Source organism: Thermogladius sp. (genome assembly GCF_049970955.1).
Lineage (GTDB): Archaea > Thermoproteota > Thermoprotei_A > Sulfolobales > Desulfurococcaceae > Thermogladius.
Window position 1 is genome coordinate 1 of record NZ_JBMFLY010000070.1, and the last position, 4,085, is coordinate 4,085.

The window sequence follows — 4,085 nt, forward strand, 5'->3', positions numbered from 1 at the left end:
CGTCCAGCCATGCGTGCTCACCTACCTGTACTTTACTCTGGGGTCTAGGAGGCCGTAGACTATGTCCGCGAGGAAGTTGGCCAGCAGGACGCTTATCGTTATTACTAAGAAGCCGGCCTGGAGCAGGGGGTAGTCCCTGTTTGATATCGCGTCGAAGATGAGCCTCCCGACCCCCGGCCAGTTGAACACCGTCTCGGTCAGCACGGAGCCCGTCACCGCCGTGCCGAGGCTGACGGCGGTGAGGCTCACGGTGGGGAGCATGGCGTTGGGGAGTGCGTGCCTGCTCAACACCCTCCAGCTACTCAGCCCCTTCGCGACAGCTGTCCTGATGTAGTCCTCGGAGAGGACGTCTAGTAGAGCGCCTCTGACCGTCAGTGTGAAGCTGCCGTATGAGACCAGGGTGAGCGTGGCGAGGGGTAGAGTCATGTGCGTGAACAGGTCCCCGAGGTAGGCGAGCGGGTTGTTGTGGTCGACACCGTAGTTCAGCATCCCCCCGACTGGTAGCCTCCAGTAGTTTATAGAGAGGAATATGAATATCCCGCCGAGCCAGAACGTGGGTAGGGAGTAGAGCCCCAGCGAGACGAAGGAGACGAAGGCGTCTGTCAAGCCGCCCCTCTTCCACGCCGCTACTACTCCCGTAACCACTCCCAGGAGGATCGAGAGTACCGTGGCCGGGATGACCAGTATTAGCGAGTTGATTATCCGGGGTATCAGTATCTCCATTATTGGCTTCTTGTACGCGAAGGATATCCCCCACTCGCCCCTCAGCAGGTTCCAGAGGTAGATGAAGAACTGCTCCCACAAGGGCTTGTCCAACCCGAACTTGTGGTACAGGTAGTCGATCTGCTCGGGCGTGAGCCTGGGGTCTCTGAACAGGAGCATGATGGGGTCTCCGGGGAGTAGTCTGAACAGTACGAAGTTTACGAGTGTTATGATGAAGAGGGTTAAGACGAGAGTAAAAAACTTCCTCAGAACGAAGCTCCTGTAGGCCAAAGGTGTCACCTCCTCTTCAAAGCGTAGACTGTGACTGCCACAACGACGACTACCGCCACTACTCCAACAACTAGCCACGTACTGGAGGGCTGGGCGCCGGACTGTGGCTGGCTCTGTGGTGTAGGAGTCGTGGTGCTCGTGGCTGTGGGAGCCGCTGTCCCCGTCGCTACGGGGCTACTGCTCGTGGGAGTGTAGGTAGTGGTCGACGGCGAGGAGGAGGCCAACTGGACGTTCAGGAAGGTCCTCCAGTCGCTACCGCCGAAGGGGCCGGACGGCCAGTCGTAGTCGAAGCCTGTGAAGGCCTTGCTGTGAGCCTGGACAGCCCAGACCTCGCAGAGCGGTATGTATGGGAGGTCTCTGTGGAGCATCTCCTGGAGGCTGTAGGCTATGCTCTTGAGCTCGTCGAGGCTGGTCGCGTTGTAGAGCTTCTCGAAGGTGGCGTCGTAGACGGGGTTGGCGTAGCCGGAGTCGGACACCCCCGTCAGCTTCATGTTGGACAGGAAGACGTTGAGGAACAAGACGTCGTTGGGTGCCACGAACCAGTCCCATATGTCCATGTCGTGGCCTAGGACTATGGTGTTGTTGACCTTCTTCCATATTATCGCGGACATGCTACCGGTGTCCATCGGCTGGACGTTGGCCTTAACGCCTATCTGGCCCCACCACTGCGCTATCACCTGCGCAGCCTTTATCGCCTCGGGCATGTTGCTGGGGACTAGCAGGTTGTACTCGAGCCTCACTCCGCTGGGCGACACCCTCACCCCGTCGGCCCCCAGCTTGTAGCCGGCCTGGTCTAGTATCTGGGCTGCCAGCGTGAGGTTGAAGCTGTACGGCTTCAAGTCCTTGTCCGCGAATATGTTAGTCGAGGGCATGACGGTGCCCATCGGCTCTCCAGCGCCGGGCCATCCTATCCCGCAGACGTACGAGACGTTTATTGCGTGGGCGAGCGCCAGCCTGACGTTCGGGTCTCTCAAGGTGGGGTTGCCTGTGCCGTTCGGGTCTACGTTGAAGGCCAGGTAGAAGAACATCGTAGGCGGCGACTTGAACAAGTAGAGGTTGGGGTTGTTAGCGACTGTTTTTATCAGCGTGGAAGCGATGTAGGGGCCGACCGCGTCTATCTCCCCAGCCAGCAGGGCGTTAGTAGCCGAGGTGACGTCGCTGTAGAACTTCACGATTATCCTGTCGACCTTGGGCAGCCAGCTGGGGTAGTAGAAGTTCGGGTTGGGCTCTAGGACGGCGTACTGTCCCTCCTTGAACTCCACGACCTTCAAAGGCCCGCTCCCGATAGGCGGGTTGTCGGGGTATGTTGAGGGGTCGCTCACGTTGGCCCATATGTGCTTGGGGACTATGGGTATGTTGATGGCGGCCTCGAGCATGAAGAGCGTGGGGCTCGTCACGTAGAACTCGATCGTGTAGTTGTCTATTACCTTGATGTCCTTCACCATGGCCACGTAGGGCGAGAGCGAGCTCCAGCTCTGGTTAGCCAGGTAGTAGCTGTACGCTACGTCCTCCGCAGTAACGGGGTGGCCGTCGGTGAAAGTGGCGTTGTGCACGAGGTGGAATACGACGCTGTCCCCCTTGATCTCCCAGCTCTCCGCTAAGTCGGGTACGAAGCCCGTGTAGTTCTCCGTGGGCCTCACAAGCCTACTGTAGACGTCGAGCGTTAGCCACACAGAGATCGTCGCGTAAGTGGTGAAGGGGTTGAACGTGTCGAAGCTAGTCCCTCCCCACCCGACCCTGAACACCTTGGTGGCCTGGGCCACGCTCACTTGAGTGACTGGTAGTATGGAGGCTAGCACGAGAGCCGCGACCAACACCAATACTCCGGGCCTCCTCAAGCACGCCACCCTATAGGCGTGGGTTGACTCGCGGTACAGGTATTTAAAGAGTGCTTACGATCGCGTCAAACCCTATACGTGAACGTGTAACAAATGTAACATACGGACAGATCATGCGAGGAGGGGCTTTAAGACGGCCGCGTAGAGGTGCCTGGCAGCCATCGCTACCAGGGCCACGCCTATCCCGATCAACATCAGCGTGTAGAACTGCGTGGAGATTACGAACCCGAGGAACGAGAGGAGGGTGAGCCAGGCGTAGTCTATCGAGACGTGCGAGAAGTAGTACCCCAGCTTAGCGAGCGAGCGGGCCTCGCTGAAGACCTTCACTACGGGGAGGCCGACGGTCAGCCACCAGGCTATGAAGTAAGCGTTCAAACCCGTCAACAGGAAGCCCGCTGCGAGTGCTGACAGGAGGGTCGTGGCCCCCGCAGCGTTATTGCTGGATGGGTCTAGTGCGGAATTGAACGTGAGGTAGGAGAAGTAGAGGGCGGAGGCGACAAAAGCTACGTCCAAGGCGAGCTTGACCCTCCTATCCCGTAGAGCCCCGCCCACACCTTTCGCGAGGGCCATGGTGAAGGGGAGCTCGAAGGCCATGTGCCCTGTCGCTATCATGAGACCCCCGAGAGCCCCTACGTAGGCCCCCGAGGCCACCGCGGTAAAGGAGAGCGGGCCCGGTGCAAGGGCGCCAGTCGAGCTAACCGCTACCACGCTGAGGAGGTTCTTCTTGACGCTCATGTCTAGACGCCGTTGGGGAGGGTTTTAAAGTGGTTCAGACTAATAAGCGTGTATGTACATCCCGTTTCAGTGTTGAAACAGGTAGAACACTGACCAATGGTGTGCGACCGTGGAGGAGAAGAAGGAGTCTATCACGGGTGTCGTCGAGAGGATTATTGAGAACAGCCCACTTCTCAAAGAGTGCCTGGCGTCCGGTGTCGCGAACTACTCCAGTGTGGCCAGGATGATCAAACCCGTGGTAGACGAGGAGCTGGGCTTCGACGCGTCGGTCGAGAGCATTAAAGTGGCCCTTGTCAGGCTGTCGAGGAAGATGAGCCCGCTTGACGTGTCGAGCGTCGAGAAGATCCTCGGCGAGACGAGCATCGAAGTGAAGACCAGGGTCACTGTCATTACCTACGACTCGAGCTCGACCCGAGACGTACTGCGGGTGGTCTCGGGCGTCCAGGGCGCCCGCTTCCTGTCGGTGGTCACCGGTATAACGAACGTGACGGTGATGGTTGGCGACGAGCAGGCTAGGCT

The 4,085-nt window shown here is 58.9% G+C and carries 3 protein-coding genes and 1 pseudogene; 1 reads left to right on the forward strand and 3 read right to left on the reverse strand.

Annotated features, from left to right (window positions below):
* Positions 1-21 precede the first annotated feature (21 nt).
* From ACP5VX_RS06380 to ACP5VX_RS06390, 3 genes are all read right to left on the reverse strand, one after another.
* Positions 22-993: an ABC transporter permease gene (locus tag ACP5VX_RS06380; RefSeq protein ID WP_428725051.1), complete on the reverse strand. Its 972-nt coding sequence runs from the start codon at positions 991-993 to the stop codon at positions 22-24.
* Positions 994-998: 5 nt separating this feature from the next.
* Positions 999-2,840 (reverse strand): ABC transporter substrate-binding protein, encoded by a 1,842-nt coding sequence (locus ACP5VX_RS06385; RefSeq protein ID WP_428725052.1) that lies wholly within the window; start codon positions 2,838-2,840, stop codon positions 999-1,001.
* Positions 2,841-2,942: 102 nt separating this feature from the next.
* Complete coding sequence (locus tag ACP5VX_RS06390; protein ID WP_428725053.1) at positions 2,943-3,566, reverse strand: LysE family transporter; 624 nt, start codon at positions 3,564-3,566, stop codon at positions 2,943-2,945.
* Between the two features lie 109 nt (positions 3,567-3,675).
* Between ACP5VX_RS06390 and ACP5VX_RS06395 the strand changes: the two are divergent.
* Positions 3,676-4,085, forward strand: a pseudogene (locus ACP5VX_RS06395) (hypothetical protein); the annotation flags it as partial.